Origin of the sequence: Ekhidna sp. (assembly GCF_963691765.1) — a bacterium.
Classification (GTDB): Bacteria; Bacteroidota; Bacteroidia; order Cytophagales; family Cyclobacteriaceae; genus Ekhidna.
Map to the genome: position 1 here is coordinate 2,850,404 of NZ_OY829375.1, position 17,776 is coordinate 2,868,179.

18 protein-coding genes are annotated in these 17,776 nt (G+C 37.8%); 8 read left to right on the top strand and 10 right to left on the bottom strand.

Annotation, left to right across the window (positions count from 1 at the left end):
• The first annotated feature begins 326 nt into the window (after positions 1-326).
• The gene (locus ACY650_RS12920) at positions 327-764 is read left to right on the top strand and encodes a DoxX family protein (protein ID WP_462248047.1); all 438 of its coding nucleotides are present in this window, start codon (positions 327-329) and stop codon (positions 762-764) included.
• Here the strand turns inward: ACY650_RS12920 and ACY650_RS12925 are convergent.
• On the bottom strand, positions 761-1,921 hold the full coding sequence (locus ACY650_RS12925; RefSeq protein ID WP_462248048.1) for an S-adenosylmethionine:tRNA ribosyltransferase-isomerase: 1,161 nt from the start codon (positions 1,919-1,921) through the stop codon (positions 761-763). The genes ACY650_RS12920 and ACY650_RS12925 overlap by 4 nt on opposite strands.
• Before the next feature lies 1 nt (position 1,922).
• On the opposite strand from ACY650_RS12925, the gene menC reads away from it, so the two are divergent.
• The gene (menC, locus tag ACY650_RS12930; protein WP_462248049.1) at positions 1,923-2,984 is read left to right on the top strand and encodes an o-succinylbenzoate synthase; all 1,062 of its coding nucleotides are present in this window, start codon (positions 1,923-1,925) and stop codon (positions 2,982-2,984) included.
• On the opposite strand, the gene ACY650_RS12935 is transcribed toward menC, so the two are convergent.
• The 5 genes from ACY650_RS12935 to ACY650_RS12955 form a co-directional block, all read right to left on the bottom strand.
• Positions 2,956-3,453 carry a hypothetical protein gene (locus tag ACY650_RS12935; RefSeq protein WP_462248050.1) on the bottom strand — a complete coding sequence of 166 codons (498 nt, stop codon included), beginning with the start codon at positions 3,451-3,453 and terminating at the stop codon, positions 2,956-2,958. The two genes, menC and ACY650_RS12935, sit on opposite strands and share 29 nt — an antisense overlap.
• Positions 3,453-3,734: a hypothetical protein gene (locus tag ACY650_RS12940; protein WP_462248051.1), complete on the bottom strand. Its 282-nt coding sequence runs from the start codon at positions 3,732-3,734 to the stop codon at positions 3,453-3,455. The genes ACY650_RS12935 and ACY650_RS12940 overlap by 1 nt, the downstream gene beginning before the upstream one ends.
• Positions 3,721-4,248 (bottom strand): RNA polymerase sigma factor, encoded by a 528-nt coding sequence (locus tag ACY650_RS12945; RefSeq protein WP_462248052.1) that lies wholly within the window; start codon positions 4,246-4,248, stop codon positions 3,721-3,723. Before ACY650_RS12945 ends, ACY650_RS12940 begins: the two co-directional genes overlap by 14 nt.
• A 180-nt stretch (positions 4,249-4,428) precedes the next feature.
• On the bottom strand, positions 4,429-4,890 hold the full coding sequence (locus ACY650_RS12950) for a nuclear transport factor 2 family protein (RefSeq protein ID WP_462248053.1): 462 nt from the start codon (positions 4,888-4,890) through the stop codon (positions 4,429-4,431).
• Positions 4,891-4,945: 55 nt separating this feature from the next.
• Positions 4,946-5,242, bottom strand: coding sequence for a hypothetical protein (locus ACY650_RS12955; protein ID WP_462248054.1), 297 nt, complete (start codon positions 5,240-5,242; stop codon positions 4,946-4,948).
• 143 nt (positions 5,243-5,385) lie between these two features.
• On the opposite strand from ACY650_RS12955, the gene ACY650_RS12960 reads away from it, so the two are divergent.
• Together ACY650_RS12960 and ACY650_RS12965 are read left to right on the top strand one after the other, a co-directional pair.
• Positions 5,386-6,777 carry a sensor histidine kinase gene (locus ACY650_RS12960; RefSeq protein WP_462248055.1) on the top strand — a complete coding sequence of 464 codons (1,392 nt, stop codon included), beginning with the start codon at positions 5,386-5,388 and terminating at the stop codon, positions 6,775-6,777.
• Positions 6,778-6,911: 134 nt separating this feature from the next.
• Positions 6,912-7,385 (top strand): response regulator, encoded by a 474-nt coding sequence (locus tag ACY650_RS12965; protein ID WP_462248056.1) that lies wholly within the window; start codon positions 6,912-6,914, stop codon positions 7,383-7,385.
• A gap of 7 nt (positions 7,386-7,392) precedes the next feature.
• Here ACY650_RS12965 and ACY650_RS12970 read toward each other — a convergent pair whose 3' ends face one another.
• Positions 7,393-8,538: a histidine kinase dimerization/phosphoacceptor domain -containing protein gene (locus ACY650_RS12970; RefSeq protein ID WP_462248057.1), complete on the bottom strand. Its 1,146-nt coding sequence runs from the start codon at positions 8,536-8,538 to the stop codon at positions 7,393-7,395.
• Positions 8,539-9,696 carry a sensor histidine kinase family protein gene (locus ACY650_RS12975; RefSeq protein ID WP_462248058.1) on the bottom strand — a complete coding sequence of 386 codons (1,158 nt, stop codon included), beginning with the start codon at positions 9,694-9,696 and terminating at the stop codon, positions 8,539-8,541. It abuts the gene before it with no gap.
• Between the two features lie 133 nt (positions 9,697-9,829).
• On the opposite strand from ACY650_RS12975, the gene ACY650_RS12980 reads away from it, so the two are divergent.
• Positions 9,830-12,295 carry a PIG-L family deacetylase gene (locus tag ACY650_RS12980; protein ID WP_462248059.1) on the top strand — a complete coding sequence of 822 codons (2,466 nt, stop codon included), beginning with the start codon at positions 9,830-9,832 and terminating at the stop codon, positions 12,293-12,295.
• 140 nt (positions 12,296-12,435) lie between these two features.
• Positions 12,436-14,142 carry a sodium:solute symporter family protein gene (locus ACY650_RS12985; protein WP_462248060.1) on the top strand — a complete coding sequence of 569 codons (1,707 nt, stop codon included), beginning with the start codon at positions 12,436-12,438 and terminating at the stop codon, positions 14,140-14,142.
• 32 nt (positions 14,143-14,174) lie between these two features.
• Here ACY650_RS12985 and ACY650_RS12990 read toward each other — a convergent pair whose 3' ends face one another.
• On the bottom strand, positions 14,175-15,038 hold the full coding sequence (locus tag ACY650_RS12990; protein WP_462248061.1) for a DUF2911 domain-containing protein: 864 nt from the start codon (positions 15,036-15,038) through the stop codon (positions 14,175-14,177).
• A gap of 14 nt (positions 15,039-15,052) precedes the next feature.
• Between ACY650_RS12990 and ACY650_RS12995 the strand changes: the two genes are divergently transcribed.
• Together ACY650_RS12995 and ACY650_RS13000 are read left to right on the top strand one after the other, a co-directional pair.
• On the top strand, positions 15,053-15,688 hold the full coding sequence (locus tag ACY650_RS12995; RefSeq protein WP_462248062.1) for a DNA-3-methyladenine glycosylase: 636 nt from the start codon (positions 15,053-15,055) through the stop codon (positions 15,686-15,688).
• 134 nt (positions 15,689-15,822) lie between these two features.
• Positions 15,823-17,325 (top strand): OmpA family protein, encoded by a 1,503-nt coding sequence (locus ACY650_RS13000; RefSeq protein WP_462248063.1) that lies wholly within the window; start codon positions 15,823-15,825, stop codon positions 17,323-17,325.
• Here ACY650_RS13000 and ACY650_RS13005 read toward each other — a convergent pair.
• The gene (locus tag ACY650_RS13005) at positions 17,322-17,774 is read right to left on the bottom strand and encodes a GNAT family N-acetyltransferase (RefSeq protein WP_462248064.1); all 453 of its coding nucleotides are present in this window, start codon (positions 17,772-17,774) and stop codon (positions 17,322-17,324) included. The two genes, ACY650_RS13000 and ACY650_RS13005, sit on opposite strands and share 4 nt — an antisense overlap.
• Positions 17,775-17,776: the final 2 nt, after the last annotated feature.

Sequence of the window (17,776 nt, forward strand, 5' to 3'; positions counted from 1 at the left end):
AGGCGCTTTAAAATGTTTAACGGTAATTCTACGGTGAAGCGGAGCGATCTCAACCAATCATCAACGAAAGAATAAGGACAAGCAAAAAAAACTTACCTGCAAGCTCCATGTGAATTCGTTGGATTGATAGACTTTTCATTATTTGACTCATAGCTATTGTGAATAGATGATGACACAAAACAAGTGGCTTTTTTTCAGTGTATCAATACCCTAAAGAGGGTATTTTAAGCCTATTTCGATGAATGAAGGCTGTCCATCTATCAACACCCATTTATTGTATTTGAATCTATTTTTGCGTAACTTATTATAAATCAAACTCCAAAATCATGGGTATCATTCAAAAAATTGAATCGATTCATCCACCCATTTTGGTAGATTTTCTTCGTATTGCGCTGGGTGGATTCATCACTTACAAAGGAATTGTATTTGCTAGCAACTTCGAAAATTTCACTAGTACTATACAATCAGTCGGCTGGGTCTTTGTTGCGGCGCATTTAGCTCACGCGATTATTTTTATTCACATGGCTGGTGGGATTATCCTTATGTGTGGTGCACTGACTAGATGGATGTGTATTCTAAATATTCCTATTTTGGCTGGTGCAGTGATTTTTAATTACAAGCAGATGCTAACAGCTGACAACTACATGGAATTCCCAATGGCCTTGATAGTGCTAATACTTCTTCTTTTTATCGCCATAGTAGGAAGTGGCAAGTTTTCATTGGACTACATCAAAGAACAGCGTCTTAAAATGAAATCGACTTAGCGGAGTAGTAAAGAGCTGTCTCCGTAACTTAAAAATCTATAGTTGTTGTCAATTGCAGATTCATATACTTTTTTCCAGTCCTCACCTATAAATGCTGCTACTAGCAAAATGAGGGTAGATCCAGGAAGATGGTAATTGGTAACAAGACCGTTACAAATTTGGAATTGATAGCCTGGATAAATAAAGATCTCTGTATGACCTCCAATTTTATCTAGTCCTTCAGCGTTCATGTGATTCATTACTGCCTGGAGGGCAGAGTTACGGTCTACTGCATTTAGCTTGTAAGGATCAGTTTTTTGGACAAAGAAATTTTTATCTCCACTTATTAATCGTACTCCATACCAATAAAGGCTCTCAAGCGTGCGCATAGATGTTGTACCAACCGCGATTACTTTTTTTGCCTCGAGTAAATTTTCCAGGTTCTTCTTATCAATCCAAATCTGTTCATTATGCATCGGATGATCTGCAATATTTTCGCTCTTTATCGGCTGGAAAGTGCCGGCCGATACATGTAGTGTTAAATAATCCGTTTTGATTTCTTTTGATGAGATCTTATTAATTATCTCATCTGTGAAATGAAGCCCTGCTGTGGGAGCGGCTACAGCACCATTCATTTTCGAATAAACTGTCTGATACCTTTCTTGGTCAGATTCTTCTACATCTCGATCTATATATGGTGGAAGTGGTATTTTCCCTATCTCTGTGAGTAGATCTGAGAATGTTATGTTGTTGGTCCATTTAAATGTAACCTCAGAGTCACCGGTGCGAATTGCTTCTAATGACAATGATTCAAGGCGAAGAGATGTTTGCGACTTCCATTTTTTTGCATTTCCAATCATGCATTTCCAACTACACGAATCTGTTGCATTCATTACTTCTTCGTGAACTTTTGAAGGCAACAGAGGTTCAAGTAAGAAAATCTCAATTCTTGCCCCTGTTTCTTTATGAAGGATAATTCTTGCAGGTATTACTTTGGTATCATTGAAAACAAGCAGTGATTGGTCTGGAATTAGGTTTTCAATGTCCTTAAATTCGTAATGAGAAATATCTCCTTGATTGTAAAAAAGCAATTTAGAATCCGCGCGATTAGCTGGCGGATGTTTTGCAATTTTATCTTCCGGAAGATCGTAAAGGAAATCGTCTAATTTTAGATTCATAATGCACCTCAAAGTTATACCCTACACACTTGATTTTAAATTTTCTGCTCGTACAAGTCGCGGTGAAATGAAAGATCGCCAAGTATGGTTTATTAAAATAACAGACGAAACTGGAAGCTTTGGAATCGGAGAAGTAGCACCGATTCATCGGCTTAGTCCTGAAGACGTTAATGATGTGCCTGATATTCTTGAGAAACTTCGGTCAGAATTGAATAGAGAAAATGCTCCTAAAGGTGAAAGTCAAGCTTTGGAACTGGCAGCAAAATTAGTTCCAGCTGCCATTCCAAGTGTTCGATTTGGATTGGAAATGGCATTGATGGATATGATCAACGGTGGACAAAAACATATTTTCGCTGATGATCTGTCACTAATTAATATTCCGATTAATGGCTTGGTATGGATGGGAGATGAAGCTTTTATGAAAAAGCAAATCTCGCAGAAACTCGACGATGGTTTTGGCTGTATTAAATTAAAAGTTGGGGCACTGGATTTTGATCAAGAATTGAGCATCATTCGTTCTTTGAGGAAGATCTCAGACGAGTTGATAATACGATTAGATGCTAATGGAGCATTTCATACAAATGAAGTTTTGTCGAGACTAAAAGCCTTAGCTCCATTTAATATTCATTCGATAGAGCAACCAATCATGCCGATGCAGCCTGAAGCAATGGAGCTTGTTTGCAATAGAAGTGAAATTCCCATTGCGCTAGATGAAGAACTGATTGGTATAAGTTCCTCGAGAGACAGAGTTGATTTACTGCAAGATCTTAAACCTCAGTATCTAGTACTAAAGCCTACGTTACATGGTGGATTTACATCAGTCCAAGAGTGGATTGACCTTGCTGAGATGCATGGAATAAAATGGTGGGTAACTTCATATCTTGAATCAAATATTGGATTGAATGCCATAGCGCAATTTGTAAGCAAGTATCCTTACAATAAAGAATATCATGGTTTGGGAACCGGTGAGCTATATCACAACAATATCATATCACCCATTATCATAAATGATGGGTGCTTTCAATATGCTCAATCTAGTGTTTGGGGGGAGGTAGGCGATTAGGATTCAATGGCATTCGTGCGTGCGGTGGAGCTCCTGTTGCTTCTCGAAAGATCTTTCCAAACTTCTTGCGATCCGACTCATCAATGATACTCATGACATCAGAAAAAAACCGGAAGAACTCTTGCTCTTTTTTGACTAACGATTTACTGAGTTCCTCAATTAAAAGATCAACTTGCTCGTTGTCTTGATCTATCATTGCTGCATTCAATCGCCTTTTAATATCTCGGTAATTAGCTTGAATTTGCATTTGATTTTCATGATGCCGACTTGCAAATTTTCGAAATGTACTTGCCTCTTCATCATTAAATCCCATTTCGCGAATAATGAATTCATTGAGCTCCGACACTGGAGGTCTTTCTTTTCGATTGTTGGTAGATTTATCATCCCACAATGTCCATATCAATATTCCATTTAGGGCTATCATAACTACTACTGCAAATACTATTAGGCGGGCGGCGGATTTTTTCATTAAAGATCTCCTGTTAGGTGGTATTCTTCGGCGATGGAGTCGAGCATTTGATTTCTTTGTTCAGAATGATTCTTATAGATGAGAGCTACATTAATTAGTACCATAGCAATCATGGCGGCAAGAGCTATTTTGGTTCTAATTATCCACCTCACCTGATCCTCAGCAAAGATCATCTTGGTAGTAAGTATATCAGCAAAATCTATGGGTGCTTTTGCTTTTCTGATCCTATCAAGACTTGTTAGTGTTAGTTCTACTTCCCTTTTTATTTCAGATTCCTTCATAATAGTGGGTCAGTAATTTCTGCAAATTCTTTTTGGCGCGAAATAGCAATGATTCTACTGAACTAATGCTCTTTTCCATGACTTTACTTATTTCTTCGTAAGATAGTTGTTCAATCTTGGAAAGAGTAAATGCAATTCTTTGTGGATCTGGAAGTTTTTCTATTGCAGCAAAGAGTATTGTTGCTCGCTCTTTGTCTTCCATTGCAACACCTGGGTGAAAGAAGTCAGGTGCTTGATTTTGAATTACCTCATCAGAGATATCGGCAAGTTGAGCAGATCTTTTCTTTCGACCTTTTCTCCTGATTTCTTCTAAACATTTGTTGGTCGAAATTCTGTAAATCCATGTGCTCAGTTTAGAGTCTCCTTTAAACTTGGCAATGTTCTGATATACATGTATGAATACTTCCTGAGTCATGTCTCGTGCTTCTTCATCATTTTTCATAAATCCGAGACACGTGTTATACACACGGTCCTGGTTTTCATTAACGATATTCCTAAATTCTAATTCTTGCACGAGCTGATAGTTGACTAGGGTAAAACTAGATGCTCAGCTACGTTTAAGACTAGTTTAGGGGGTTAGCATTTGGATGCTCTTAAGAAAAAAAACTTGTGCAATGTGAAAATAATTTTGTCAGACACCACTGAATTAAAAAAGAAATGCCTCAAGACACTTGAGGCATTTGGCCGACATTACTTAGTGTCTATGATATACTTTACCAACTATCTTCCAACCGCTATCGAATTTCAAAAGGCTTAAGTAGTCAGTAAAGACATGTTTCCCCTGGTTTCTTAATTCCACTTTTACCTGTGCAGCTCCACCCGTGATGTCAATATTTACAAACTTATGATCCCATACATTTTTGGGATCTTTAGGATTGTAATCATCAGTCTTTCTTTTACGAACACCAGAGACCCATTCAGCGATTGGGTACTTATCAATGGCTTCTCCTTTTGCTGAATAGATTGCGAAATCCTCATGGAAACCTTCTTCCATTGAATCAGCATCTAATTCATTAAATGCTCCATTGATATAAGACTCAAATACGACTTTTTTTACTGCTTCCATCTCATCCTGCTGAGATGACTTAGAGATGAACGAAAATAGAAGTGATATTACTAGCGCCAAAAGCGCTAAAAGTTTGATGTTGGATTTCATGATTGAGTTGGATTTATTTATTCAACTCAAACGGTTCTATTGGTGTGAGGTTATTCTACTGAAGCAAATCAAATTCACCAAGAGACTCTTCTCCCTCGTAAAGCGACGAGTTTTTTTCATTTAGTTGATCATAGTCAGCTTTGTTTTCGTCGAGAAAGTCCTGATAATCGGCCTTAGACATCCACTTGTCAATTAGGATGTAGGTTTTTCCGTCTGCATGCTTCATAAGTTCGCTGCCCAGATAATCATCTGAAGACTCAAAAAACTTGAACCAGCCCCCATTACGGCCATATTCCTCTTCAAACTTCGCTTGATTTGAAGGCACGTTGTATTTCCAGGCTAGACAGTACATTGACATAAATATGAATATTTCAGTTTAGCTAAAGATATAGAAATATGTAGATATCATAGCGAATGGTCGAAAATTTACGACGGCCTATTGACAATTTTCGAGCAGATTCTTTAATTACTTACAACTTAGCTTAAAATAGTTTTATGCAGTATCAGATAGAATTGATGGAGATCGGTAGTATTGCAATTTTTGCTGCCTACAATCTTGTCCTATACCTTCAGGTAAGACGAAAGTACTACCTGTATTTAGGACTGCTCTCTTTTTTTATTTTCGTAAGAGCGACACTCGTAGATGATGGATCGATGGTATTCTATTCATTCTTTCCAGACTTTTCGCTTGAAATTGGAAGAAAGATTGAATATTTCAGCAGCTACATTGGTTCACCGCTATCCGTTCTATTTAGTATGGCACTATACCCAATTGGATGGCTGAAAAAGTATGTAAAAGGTTTTGTTACAATAGCTGGTTTATTTCTTTTGATTGTTCTGGTCACGCCTTATAATTTCTTTTATCATACGCTAGGCTATTATCAAATTGTAATTCTCTCTGCATATGTGCTGATGTATATAATACTTGTGAAGGCTGTAAAAGAGAATAAAGTAGGAGCCATGTATGTGCTGACAGGAACTGTACTCTGCTTTTTGTTTGTAATAGCGGAATTACTCAAAATTTCCGGAATCATCTTTATTGATGCGGGGCCTAACCTGGTTAATACAGGATTTGTAATATTTATATTCTTCCAATCTGTCGCTCTTTCTGAAATATTTGCAAGCTCATTCAAGGAAAATCAAGAGCTAAATAAAGACCTGGAAAAGAGAGTTGATGAAAAAACATCTGAAATTTCTAGAGCCAGCCTTTTGAGGGATACGCTTATCAGAATTGTAAGTCATGATATCCGAGGGCCAATGAGCAATCTGAAAAGTGTCATTACACTTACTCGTGAAGATCAGGTTGGAATTGAACAAATAAAAGATTTCATGGTGACAATCGATAAGGGTGTTGATCATACGATTCAAATGCTCGATGAATTAATGGAATGGGGGCATGCTGCCTCCCAAAATAAGCGAATAGAGCAAGAGGACATTCTACTAAAAGAAATCATAGACCCTGTGGTAAGTCAACTTACACCAAATATTGAAGCTAAAGAACTGCAATTCAGTGTGGTAGGAGACGTGGACGCCATCTGTAAATTTGACAGGAACGCACTGAAGGTTGTGATGAGAAATTTGATTTCAAATGGAGTTAAGTTCACCGAGAAAAATGGTGAAGTGAAAGTAAAGGTCGAAAAGAGATCTAATTATATTCTAATTGATTTCATAGATACTGGAATAGGTATTCCGCCTGAAATGAAGGAAAATCTATTTGAAATGAAAAAAGATAATAAGAGGCCAGGAACGGAAAATGAGAAGAGCTCGGGAGTTGGGTTATTTATTTGTAATGACCTCATCACCCAAAATGAGGGTACATTGACTGTGGCCGACAATCCCGATGGGAAAGGCACTATTTTTAGTTTCACCTTAAAATTGGTCCAGTAAGGTTATTCCTTTCCAGTTCATTTAATTTCTAATTGTTTTAGCACTTTTTGGTGTAATAAGTATTTTACCTACGAAAAAATAGATGCCGAATCCTCGGTATTTCTTGTATTTTTGTTAATCAAGATTTTGTGCCTATGGAAACACTGACAGCAGAAGAACGAGCAGAAAGAAGAGCCGCAAGGAGAGCTGCAAGACAAGCAGCAAAAGTGGATAAAGAATACACCATCCTTTATGTGGATGATGAGATGCCCAATTTAAGAGGGTTTAAGTCTACTTTTAGAAGGCTCTACAATGTTCATACTGCGTTAGGACCACACGAAGCTCTTGAAGTCATTAAAAAAGAAAAAATTGATCTCATAGTTACAGACCATAGAATGCCACATATGTCAGGGGTGGAGTTACTAAAGGACGTATTTAGCTTTAAACCTGAGATTAAAAGAATGATCCTTAGTGGGTTTATCAAACGAGCTGACTTGTACGAAACTATTGGAGATTTCGGAATCCATGATTTCGTAACTAAACCATGGGATTTTGATGATCTAAACGCTATTTTCCAGCGTATTCTTAAAACTGATGCTGACGTAAAGGATTTCAGTAAGCTAGGATAAACTTACCTTACAAGTTAATTCGTGCAATCAATCCCTTAGAATTTATCTCAACCGTTCCTGCTATTTGTTTTACCAACAATTGAATAAGGGACTTATCACTAAACTTAAATGGTTTTTTGTTTAGTGAGCTTAATTTAAGATGTAGCATACCATCATTAAGCTTTAGTTCTATCTCTAAAATCATCGAGTCGAGACTGGCAATCGCTGACATTGACTTTTGAAGAATAATTCCAAGTAAAAGGGCTTTTTCATGGAATATCAAGCAATCCTCTAGATGTATTTCGAGGCCTTTGATAGGATGAGATTGTACAAACGAAGCCAATGATTTCTCTAAATAGGGTTTGATGGAAACCTGTTTATAGTCGTCGGTATGATACAGGGGATCATGTGCTCTGGCAATTGTATATATGCTATCTGTAATTTCTTTTAAGTCGCTTTTAATTTCTGGACGCTCATATGCTTCTAGTTCGATTAAGCTATTTACAAGTAATAAGTTATTCTTCACTCGGTGGTGGACTAGCCGTAGAAGTTCTGTTTTCTCAGTTAAATTTTCGGCAATCTCATCTTTTAGCAATCTTTGATTCTCAAGTTCAATTTGAACTTTTTTCAGACTATTTCTTGTGACTCCTGAGAAACTGAATGTCATAAAAACATGAATTAATAGCACAGAAAAAACGACGAATAAATCCACCCAACTTCTGACATGCGTTTGACTTGGAAAGACTTGGTATTGCTCACCAAAAACCAGCAAAGCAAGACATATGGAAACGGCAGAAATGGTGACTATTACACCTCTTACATTCATTACCAAACTTGCAAAAAAGACAATCACAGGAAATATGATTATTCCCACCTCATGTATGCGAGCTCCCAAGTAGCAAATAACACTTGTGACTATAATCATTATTGAGGTGATCATAATCATAGAGATGTTCATATGACCTCTGTTCAAATAATGCCATGCCAATAGACAAAAAACGGGTACTCCAAGAGTTGCCGTTGCAACATCAATTTGTCCGTAGATGAAATTGACCGTAGATAAAACTATTGCCACACTAGGAATGATCAATAGAAACATTCGCATGAGGTTTTTAATCTCATTTCTAGCATATTGATCTATGGTATGGTCATATGGAAGCCAATCGGAAAACATCTAGATGGACTTTGATTTAAAATTAAGAATCAACGAATTGTCAGCTTGGTTGAGTGTTCCTTTGAGTTGTTTAGTGAGTAATTCCATCACAATTCCTGCCTCATATTTCTCCTTTATCTCGAATTCGGTGAGGCGTAACTCCACCAAGTCCTTACTTATTGATAAAGCAATGCTTAGTTTTTTGTTTGTAGGACTATCCACTTTATTGATCATTTCCAGCAAGCATATTCCATAATTTATGGCCAGGTCTAATTGAACAAAAAGCTGGTTATTACCGATGTCAATTTGTAAAACAGGCGTTTTTAATTGACTTTCATATTCGGATAGAATTTGTTTAGTTAGCTCTCTTATATCGAGCATTATCGGGGCTTGTTCAGATAACAATATTTTGTGAGCTACTCCAATTACCAGCACTTTTCTTTTTAACCCCTCATAGACAGGGATCAATTCCTGAGAATCTTTTTGCCTATGTTCGATAAGTTGCTGGATATGCCTTAAGCTGTTTATTACAGCTCGGTGTATTTCTTCGATTATTTCCAGTTTTTCATTGGTTTCTTTTTTTAGACTCTCCGAATCTTTCTTGCTGATATTGATTTCTTGCTGAGCGCTCAGAAGCGAGCGTTTCATATTATTGGTGATATTGAATGCAATGAAGCCGCCGAGAAACACGAACAAAGAAGAAATAACAAAATCTCCCTCACTGCCTGCTGAAATTGGTTGAGGAGAATACAGATTAAGCCTTTCGCCAGCGACTAGCCAAATAACACCTAAAAAACTTAGGATTGATCCTCCTGCAAGCTTTCGTTGGTCTAGAATTATTCCAGAGAATCCAATGATAATGGGGTATCCAATGATGCCAATATCATTTATGCCACTTCCAAGGGTGCAAACAGAAGTAAGTAGAATGTTAAAGAAAACAACAGCTAGTAAAACGGACTGACTAAGTTTTCCAGCCATGAAGTGTTTGCGGATGAAAAACGTAAATAAGATGCTGAGGGCAATAATCAGTGCTATTTCGAATTCAGCTTCAATGATTTGTCTAAATAACGAAACTGTTAGGAATATTGTAAGAAGTAAATATCCAATATTGATTACTGACGCGATATTTTCTAAATCGCTTCCAACGTAATTTTTAGGAACATATTTTAAGGTTTTCAAGGTTAGGCGTTTGGTAATCTAAAGCTAGAGAAAAATTCTTAGGCATATGGCTGTTGGTTTACATTACCACTCATACAATTCACATAACTTTCCGGACTTTATATCGTAACTAACCCGCAACGAAAACCTATTTATGAAAATCCGTGCTTTGTTGGGCAGTGTTTTTTTAGCCCTTACTTTCATTCTTTTTTCCCAGGAACAAAGAACATATCGACCAGGTGAGATTCGCCAAAAACTCGAAAAGCTAAATGTCTTAGGTTCAGTTTTGTACGTAGCTGCACATCCTGATGATGAAAACACTAGGCTCATTACCTATTATGCAAATCAAGAGCTGAAAAGAACAGCTTACTTATCTGCTACCCGAGGTGACGGTGGCCAAAATTTAATAGGACCTGAAATTCGTGAAGAACTTGGACTAATCCGGACCCAAGAGTTATTGGCTGCTCGAAGAACTGATGGCGGTCAACAATTTTTTTCTAGAGCGAATGATTTTGGCTACTCTAAAAATCCAGATGAGACTTTCAATATCTGGGATAGAGAAAAAGTACTTGAAGATTTTGTTTGGACTTTCAGGAAGTTTAAACCAGATGTCATAATCACAAGATTCAGTGATACACGTCCTTCTCACGGGCACCATACAGCAAGTGCTATTCTAGCTAAAGAAGCATTTAAACTTAGTGGAGATAAAAATGCATTTCCTGATCAGCTCAATTATGTGGATACATGGGAACCTAAAAAGATATTCTGGAATACGGGCTGGTGGGCTTTTAGAGCCAACATGGATACATCAAAGCTTGTGACAGTAGATGTCGGTGGATACAATTCATTGATTGGTGAATCTTATATGGAAGTGGCTGCAAAAAGTAGAAGCATGCATAAAAGCCAAGGATTTGGCTCGGCGGGATCCAGAAGGAAACAAATAGAATACCTGGAACAGTGGGGAGGAGAAAAAGCAAACGAAGTTTTTGAAGGTATTGATACCTCATGGGGCCGTGTGAAAGGATCGAAAGAAGTTGCTTTTTACATAAATAAGGCAATCAGTCTGTATGATGAATCTGATCCATCAAAAATAATAGCACCATTGATGGGAGCTAGAGATGCTCTTGAAAAAGTTAAGGATGATTTTTGGAGAGAGATAAAACAAAAAGAAATTGATGAGCTAATTGTAGCAGTATCCGGACTATATCTCCAGCTAAGGTCAGATCAATCAAATTATACGCTTGGAGATTCGATTATAATAGAATTCGAAGCAGTGAATAGAAGCGAAGCTGCTATCCAACTAAATGGAATTCAATTTAAAAATTGGATAAATCCTGTTACGTTTAACACCAACCTCCTAAATAATAAACCATTTACATCTGAGATGAATTTTGTTATCCCAGAAGGGACTGCTTATTCACATCCATATTGGCTAAGGGAAAAAGGCACATTGGGTATGTATGAAGTAAATGATCAATCCCTTATTGGCTTACCTGAAAATCAACAGCCGATTAGCGGAGTAATAGAATTATCCCTTAGTGGTAAAGTTATTCGATTAGAAGTTCCTGTTGTTTTTAAAAGAGTTGATCCTGTTGAAGGAGAACTTGCCGAACCATTGACGATTGGACCTCCAATTATGGCAAATATTTCAGCTGGAGTACTTGTTTTTGGAGATGATGCTCCAAAATCTGTAGATGTCAGAGTTATTGCTGGTAAAAAGAATTGTATGGGTAGCGTGATGTTGAATGCACCGGAAGGTTGGATGGTTTCACCAGAAAAGTATGATTTTAACCTAGCGCAGAAAAAAGAAGAGCAGGTCTTTACGTTTTCAATAACGCCCCCGAAAGAAGCTTCTGAGGGTAAAGTGTCTGTAACTTCATTGGTAAATGGCAAAAATTATAGCAAGGGGGTATCAGAAATTGACTATGATCACTTCCCTAAGCAGACATTGTATCCAGACTCAGAAGTAAAAGTTGTTAGACTCGATCTTCAAAAGAAAGGGAATCAAATTGGTTATATAGTTGGTGCAGGAGATGCGATACCTGAGAATCTTGCTCAAATAGGATATGATGTGACTACACTTGATAAAGATGATGTTACAGCCGAGTCACTAGGTAAATATGATGCGGTGATATTAGGAATTCGCGCATTCAATACGGTTCCATGGCTTTCATACAAGAATTCTGAGCTCTTCCAATATGTAGAAAATGGAGGTAACCTAATTATTCAATATAACACAAGTCACAGGTTAGTCACGCAAGAAATTGCCCCGTATAGTCTAAAGCTTTCCAGAGACAGAGTTGCAGTTGAACAAGCCCCTGTAGAAATAATAGGATCGAGTCACCCTGTGATGAATGTACCAAACAAGATTTCAGAAAAGGATTTTGAAGGTTGGGTGCAGGAGCGCGGACTCTATTTTCCTAACGAATGGGCTGATGAGTTTACTCCGATCTTAAAAAGCAATGACCCAGGAGAAAGTCCAAAAACAGGAGGTCTACTTGTAGCAAAATATGGAAAGGGCTACTACGTGTATTCCGGATACAGTTGGTTTAGAGAACTGCCGGCAGGTGTGCCTGGTGCATACAGAATTTTTGTAAATATGATTTCATTAGGAAAATGACAGAATTGATTTCTGAACGGAATATTGATAAACCACCACTATTTAAGAAGTGGCGTTTCTTATATGTTTTTGTAGCTGGTTGGCTAGCTCTACTTATTATTTTATTTCATTTCTTTAGCTCAGCATATTAAGCATACTAAATGAACAACCTTGACCTTATTGTGCTCTTTGGCACACTACTATTTATTGTTGCATACGGCGTCTACAAAACGAGAGGCCAAAAAGATATAGAAGGATACCTGCTTGGTGGACACTCCATGAAGTGGGGTACTATAGGTCTCTCAGTTATGGCCACCCAGGCTAGCGCCATTACCTTTATTTCAACACCTGGACAAGCATACGAAAGTGGCATGGGTTTCGTCCAAAATTATTTTGGATTACCTATTGCACTAATTGTTGTCTCCGCAGTTTTTATACCCATTTTCTATCGCTTGAAGGTTTACACAGCATATGAGTTTTTGGAAAAACGCTTCGATCTGAAAACAAGATATTTGGGTGCTGCTATTTTCTTGATACAGAGGGGACTAGCTGCAGGTATTACTATTTATGCTCCTGCTATTATAATTTCCTCAATTTTAAAATGGAATTTGACTGCCACAATTCTTGGGACAGGAATATTGGTAATTATTTACACGGTTTCAGGAGGAACTAAAGCAGTTTCAATTACTCAAAAGCAGCAGATGGCCGTAATAATGGCTGGAATGTTTGCAGCCTTCTTTGTTACGCTTGGCTACATTGGGGATCATACTTCTTTTGGTGGTGCCTTAGAAATAGCTGGGAGCTTAGGCAAGCTAGAGGCTGTTAATTTCAGTTTTGATGCCGGAGAGCGCTATACAATCTGGTCAGGTTTGGCTGGAGGATTCTTTTTGCAGTTATCCTATTTTGGGACGGATCAGTCACAAGTACAGCGATATCTCGGAGGTGCAAGTGCAGCCGAAAGTCGTATGGGGCTGATGTTCAATGCGATACTTAAGATTCCGATGCAGTTCTTCATCTTGTTCGTAGGAGTAATGGTGTATGTGTTTTTTATTTTTTACAATCCACCTATTCACTTTAAAGAGGCATCAGTTGATATCGTTGAAAATTCAGAATATGCTCAAGAATTTGAAAACATCAATAATCAGTACTCTAATGCATTGGAGGAAAGAAGAGCTGCTGCTCAAGGGTTGGCAAATGAATCATTAACGGATCAGCAGAGGAGTGAATTCGTTGATAAGCTAAAAGCTGCAGATTCCAAATCTGTCGAATTGAGACAACAAGCAAAAGAAATCATTGTTAAGGCTGATGATTCGCTTGAAACAAAGGATTCTGACTATGTATTCTTAACCTTTATCATCACTTATTTACCTCACGGATTAATAGGCTTATTGATTGCCGTTATTTTCTCAGCGGCGATGTCTTCGACCTCTTCTGAACTCAATGCATTGGCCTCTACAACATCCGTAGATTTTTATAAGCGCGCCATCAAAAAGGATGGATCTGATCATCATTATCTCAATACATCAAAATTGTTGACATTGGGTTGGGGTGTATTGGCGATTCTTTTTGCAATTCTTGCAAAGAATTCTGAGAATTTGATTGAAGCCGTAAATATTGTGGGTTCAATATTTTATGGGACCGTACTAGGTATATTCTTAGTTGCTTTTTTCTTTAAGCATGTAAAGGGGAATCCGGTTTTCATTGCTGCTATAGTAGCTCAAACTGGTGTTATTATCGTCCATTTTATGACGGAAGCTGGAATTTTCACACTAAGCTACCTCTGGTATAATGTAATTGGATGTGGAGGGACTATCCTTCTTAGTTTGATTTTACAGCTATTTATAGGAAATAAAAAAAGCGTGAGCTAAGCCCACGCTTTAAAATTCTTCGTACTTGAATCTTATTTCAAAGAATCAATTAAATCTTGATTCCTTTTAATGTAACCAAAGTCTCCTTGAGCGAAGTTCTTTGCTTTGTCCATTGAATCTTTTGCTGTTGCGATAGCTTCTTTTTTCTTACCCATTTTGGCAAGGATCTGAGCTTTAACATGTACATTCCAGAATTGTCCAGAGTTTTCACCAATCGCTAAGTACTTATTCATCCAGTCTAAAGCTTGCTCCAAGTTTTCTCCAGCCGCTAAATAATAATTTGCAGCTGCAGTATAGTTCTGCGGATTAACCTGAGTCTTAGTAGCAATATCCTTCATTACTGCATCGTGGAAACTCACTTCTACAGGTACTTTGAATGACATATTATCCCAAGCAAAGTGAATGTTAGCAGAAGTATTATCCGCAGAGATATCAGAAATTTGGAAAGTCAAGCGCTCCACAGAATTGTCAAGCTTCATTGTCTTAACAGTAGCCTTGGCCGCAACATTGTCTTCTTTGAAGTTGCCCATGTTTCCGCCAATCATTTCCGTATGCAACATCACTTGCCATTCGTCTTTTCCAGGGATTGAAACAATCTGATATTCACCGGCTTTTACATCCTGCCCAGCAACTTTTACATCTGTACTGAATGTAATGATAGTACCGGCATTAGCACCAGTTCTCCAGATTTCGTCAAATTGCTCAAGGTATTCATCTCCGTTTCCAAAAATTTGTCTTCCTTTTACACCTGGTCTGAAATAGTCGATCGTGATCTCTGTGAGACCCACTGTTGAGCTAACAGATCCTGCTGGACTTGGTTGTGGGGTATTGATTTGTGCATTTGCACCAAAAGTAACTAACACGCAAAGCGCAATTAGATTTGTGATTCTTTTCATAGTTTAAGGTTTTTATGGTTTCCGAAATTAATACATCCGTTTACGAAAAACTTCCAAGATCGTTTTACCAAAGGCAAGATGTCGTCCAAATAGCAAAAGATTTACTTGGAAAGGTACTTGTTACTAACATAGATGGCATTATTTGTGCCGGAAAAATTGTGGAAACGGAGGCTTATTGCGGAAGAAATGATAAAGCTTGTCATGCAAACAATAAGCGGACGCCTCGAACAGAAATAATGTATCAAGATGGGGGAAAGGCTTATATATATCTATGCTATGGAATTCATCATCTTTTCAATGTTGTAACCAATGTCGAAGGGATGGCTGATGCCGTTTTAATTAGAGCACTAGAGCCAATACAGGGTGTTGATTCGATGCATAAAAGAAGAAATTATACAAAATCTAAACTTGCCTCCGGTCCTGGTACACTTTCTCAGGCTATGGGAATAAAAGTTGCAATGTCAGGTATTGATCTTTTGGAAGATCAAATATGGATCGTTGAAAATAAGGAATCTGAAAAAATTAACATTTTGTCAGATACACGGATTGGAGTAGAATATGCCGAGGAAGATGCGTTAAAGCCTTGGAGGTTCGTTATTGCAGGCAATAAATATGTAAGTAAGTCTGTAAAACAGAAAAAGTCCGGCTAACCACACCGGACTTATAATTCACTAGCTGTTTAGTTTTGTCACCAACTAACCAATAGAGAAACTTTACAAGTACAATAATATATTAGGATATTTATATTATCAAATTATATTCGCAAAAAAATCTAAAAAATTAATTGAAAAGTTCAATAATTATTCTTTTTCTCACCTTGAGCATTAATGTCATCGCTCAGGTCTCATTTGATGGCAATGGTGAAACTGTCGATTCACTCAATACGCCAAATGGTCAGAATTACCTTACAATCGATCCAAGCAAGAAATTAATTGCATTCACAGAAGAAAAAGGGGGACTGCCGATCTCAGATTCTCCAATTTTCAATGAACAAAGCCGCCCAATTGGATTGGATAGCTGGAGCGTTTTTACATTTCAAGATTGGCTTGGTCAAAAAGGAATGACAAGTCCAATTGGATTTACCTCTGAAGGGCTTTACTACAATGAAGTGACCTTTGATAAAGGGATGTATTACGGAAAGGTGAAAGTTTCTTCTGATGGTGTGATTAGTGATGTTGAGATTCCTTTTTTGAAGAATAAGTCACCAATTCAAAGTGGATGTATCTCCAAAGATGGTCAGTATATGATTCTTAGCCTAGAAGCAAATAATACGCGAGGAGTAGAAGATTTATATATCGTCAAGAGAAAATCCGATGGAAGTTGGGATAGAGCAAAGAACTTAGGATTTCAATTAAATACAGAGTTTCAGGAGATAACGCCATTCTTAGCAGAGGACAATCGGACACTTTTTTTTGCAACCAACAGACCAGGAGGACAAGGGAGTTTTGATCTCTATTATACCATTCGACAGGATGAATCGTGGAGAAGTTGGAGCGAGCCTGTGAATTTGGGGCCTCAGATAAATTCAACGGGAGCAGAAACCTCCTTTGGGTATCAAGATGGGGCCGAGTGGGCATATTATATCAGCTCACAGGATAGTGATGGTTACGGAGATGTTATGAGAGTGAAATTCAAAGAAGATATAGAGGAAGACACGCTAACGGCAGTTGAGACCGAAGTTGTAGAGGCTGTTACAAGTGAAACTGAAGACGGCAATTCAATAATGATTAAAGTCATTGATGCAAAAACAGGAGAGTCGCTACCTTCTGAGATGATTCTTGGAGATCAAAAGAAAATCGGCGCCAATGGCCTTTTTAAGATTGACACGTTGAATAATTTAGAAGTGGAATTTAAGTCTCTAGGCTATCTTCCTAAGGTTATTTTGTTGGATGATCAATTACAGCCTGGCGAAAATGAAGTTGCTTTATCGTCTGTTGCCAAAGGGAGTGTAATAACACTTGATCATGTGCTTTTTCATCGGGGAACAGCCAATATGATTGACGGATCAGAAAAAGAGCTAAACTTAGTTGTGGAGGTATTAAATGACAATCCAAAGATTACAATCTTATTGAAAGGGCATACCGATAATACTGGTGATCCAATAAAAAACTTACAACTATCGGAGGCAAGAGTTAAATCAGTTAAAGCCTATATCATCTCCCAGGGTATTAGTGCTTTCAGGGTAAGAGGTAAAGGATACGGAGGCAATGAGCCGATTGCAAGCAATGCCACTGAAGAGACGCGAAAGTTGAATAGAAGAGTAGAGTTTGAAGTTCTTGCAGACTAGTTAACTAATTTCTCGAAACCTACCTTTTCGATTCCTATATCTGTCATCCATTGTTTAACTAGTTTGAATCCGAAAAGCTCGTAGAGTTTGATCGCTGGAAGGTTGTCAGCGCCTGTCTCTACTATGAATAAATTAGCTTTATGACTATCAAAAAGAAATTCTAGAAGTTTGCTTCCAATTCCTCTTCTGAAGAATGACGGATGGACAACTAGGCTTTGTATATGCGTGAAGGTCTCTTCAACCTTAATTTCCATTGCAGCGGCGAGTTTGTTTTCATCTATAAATCCATAGAAAGTGGTTTCCGCATTTATAAATGAATCTAAATCCCGCTTCAAAGGTGGGAAGTCTTTGGCTTTCAATAGCTCTGCTTCAACAGCATATGAAGCTTGAAATACTTCTCGAATTTCTAGGGCTTGCTCTCTCTCGGTATGATCAAGTTTTGATACCATTC

Coding starts and splice junctions, on each gene's coding strand:
- ACY650_RS12935 (WP_462248050.1), bottom strand. CDS start 3,453: ATGAAAAAATCCGCCGCCCGCCTAATAGTATTTGCAGTAGTAGTTATG.
- menC (WP_462248049.1), top strand. CDS start 1,923: ATGCACCTCAAAGTTATACCCTACACACTTGATTTTAAATTTTCTGCT.
- ACY650_RS12970 (WP_462248057.1), bottom strand. CDS start 8,538: ATGTTTTCCGATTGGCTTCCATATGACCATACCATAGATCAATATGCT.
- ACY650_RS12940 (WP_462248051.1), bottom strand. CDS start 3,734: ATGAAGGAATCTGAAATAAAAAGGGAAGTAGAACTAACACTAACAAGT.
- ACY650_RS12980 (WP_462248059.1), top strand. CDS start 9,830: ATGAAAATCCGTGCTTTGTTGGGCAGTGTTTTTTTAGCCCTTACTTTC.
- ACY650_RS12985 (WP_462248060.1), top strand. CDS start 12,436: ATGAACAACCTTGACCTTATTGTGCTCTTTGGCACACTACTATTTATT.
- ACY650_RS12955 (WP_462248054.1), bottom strand. CDS start 5,242: ATGTACTGTCTAGCCTGGAAATACAACGTGCCTTCAAATCAAGCGAAG.
- ACY650_RS12950 (WP_462248053.1), bottom strand. CDS start 4,890: ATGAAATCCAACATCAAACTTTTAGCGCTTTTGGCGCTAGTAATATCA.
- ACY650_RS12925 (WP_462248048.1), bottom strand. CDS start 1,921: ATGAATCTAAAATTAGACGATTTCCTTTACGATCTTCCGGAAGATAAA.
- ACY650_RS12920 (WP_462248047.1), top strand. CDS start 327: ATGGGTATCATTCAAAAAATTGAATCGATTCATCCACCCATTTTGGTA.
- ACY650_RS12960 (WP_462248055.1), top strand. CDS start 5,386: ATGCAGTATCAGATAGAATTGATGGAGATCGGTAGTATTGCAATTTTT.
- ACY650_RS13005 (WP_462248064.1), bottom strand. CDS start 17,774: ATGGTATCAAAACTTGATCATACCGAGAGAGAGCAAGCCCTAGAAATT.
- ACY650_RS12965 (WP_462248056.1), top strand. CDS start 6,912: ATGGAAACACTGACAGCAGAAGAACGAGCAGAAAGAAGAGCCGCAAGG.
- ACY650_RS12995 (WP_462248062.1), top strand. CDS start 15,053: ATGGTTTCCGAAATTAATACATCCGTTTACGAAAAACTTCCAAGATCG.
- ACY650_RS12990 (WP_462248061.1), bottom strand. CDS start 15,038: ATGAAAAGAATCACAAATCTAATTGCGCTTTGCGTGTTAGTTACTTTT.